Genomic DNA, 1637 nt, shown 5'->3' with positions numbered 1-1637 from the left:
GGTTGATTTCCGATCTCAGCCGAACACATTGAGCTGATGGCTCGCTCCCGCAGTTAACCGAACGCCCCCGCGGCCCCTCTCGGGCCCCGGGGGCGCCATTTTCCCAGTTGAAGGAATGGTGGAGATGTGTTTCGATGGGTCCGGTGGCCATGCTCCGCCCGCCGCCCGGCACCTCTTCCCAGACTCAGCCGGACGGTCGGTCCGTCTATTCCGTTTTTCTCCTAGGCTAGGCCAGCGGGGCATCGCCCCTCTCTGCGCGCGCCCTCTCGATGAGCCCCGGCGTCAGGTCGAGGTCGCCGAGCGGCACGTCCCCCACGCCGTAGGCGTCCAGCAGCGCCGCCGCGTCCTCCCCGAGCATCGCCCTGAAGGCGCGCGCGGGCGTCGCGAAGCCGAGCGCGCCGCGGGGCTCGGAGTTCACGTGCGACATGGCCAGCGCCAGGTCGGCCGGGACGAGCCGGTCGAACCTGATTCCGGCGCCCTTGGGCAGCAGCTTCCTGATCTCGACGTGGTTGCGCTCGCAGGCGCCCTTCTGGTCGCTGCGCCCGGGGTCGCAGTAGAACAGCCTCGTCTCGCCCGGCCCCTCGCCGAGCAGCGCCGCGATCGCCGCCTCGTCGGAGAACTCGGCGCCGTTGTCGGTGAGGACGGCGCGGAACACGCGGCGCGTCCCGTCGGCGCCGAGGATGGCCCGGACGCCCTCCAGGGCGTCCGCGACGCACCCGGCGGTCTTCTCCTCCAGCGGCAGCGCGAGCTGGAGCCTGCTGGGGCGGTGCAGCAGCGTGAGCAGGCAGGCGGAGTCCTCCCGGGCCCCCTCGACGGTGTCCATCTCCCAGGCCGCGGCGCACGCGTCCTCCCCGAGGGCGAGGAACGCGGCATGCGACCTGCGGGCGGAGTGGCGGGTCGCCGCCCGGCCCGCGGCGCGCTTCCTCGGCCTGTAGCCGACCTTGCGCCTGAGCTCCATGTTGGTCATGCCGTCGTAGCCCGCCGAGACCCAGCGGTAGATGGTCGACGGCGACAGGTCCACCGGGCCGCCGTTGCGCGCCGCCATCTGCTCGGGCGACAGCCCCCGGCGCAGGCAGTCCCTTATCGCCTCCAGCCTGGCCGCCGCGGCGGGCTCGTCGGCGTCTATCCCGCGCCTGGACGAGACGAGGACCGAGTCGGCGCACAGCTGCGCGGCCCGGGCCTCGTAGAAGACGTGGGGGCGGCGCTTGCAGCCGATCGCGCGGTACCGGCCGCAGCCGTTGCAGCATCGCGGCCACGCCGCCAGGCGCGGGCAGGCCGCCGACAGGTCGGCGGAGGCGTCCACGCGCTCGCCGCGCCTGGCCTTCGGCGCCGTCACGAACCTGTGCGACGCCACCTCGGCGCTCACCGTCGAGGGCGACCTGCCCAGCTCCCTCGCGATCTCCCTGCACGACGCCCTGCGCTCCAGCATCCTCTGGACCGTGTCCCGCTCGTGCCTCGTGAGCCTTCCGTAGGCCCTCGGGACCGCCCTTGCGGAGCCGCTTTTCTTCTTTCCGGACATACCGTCCTCCGATCTCCCGGGGCCGGCCGATCCGGCCCTCAGGGTATCGGGTTCCCACATTCATCCGCACATGTACGGATGAATGTGGGAGGTGTTCGGATAAAGTTGATAATCAAGG

General features: G+C 71.8%; 1 protein-coding gene. It reads right to left on the bottom strand.

Annotated elements, in window-relative coordinates; translation table 11 throughout:
* Positions 1 to 226: 226 nt before the first annotated feature.
* Positions 227 to 1519, bottom strand: coding sequence for an IS30 family transposase (locus tag FYJ40_RS08830; protein ID WP_154517048.1), 1293 nt, complete (start codon positions 1517 to 1519; stop codon positions 227 to 229).
* Positions 1520 to 1637: the final 118 nt, after the last annotated feature.

The sequence above is a fragment of the Collinsella sp. WCA1-178-WT-3 (M1) genome, assembly GCF_009696325.1.
Taxonomy (GTDB): domain Bacteria; phylum Actinomycetota; class Coriobacteriia; order Coriobacteriales; family Coriobacteriaceae; genus Collinsella.
The sequence above is the reverse complement of the archived record's forward strand: the minus strand, read 5'-3'. Positions and strand labels throughout refer to the sequence as shown.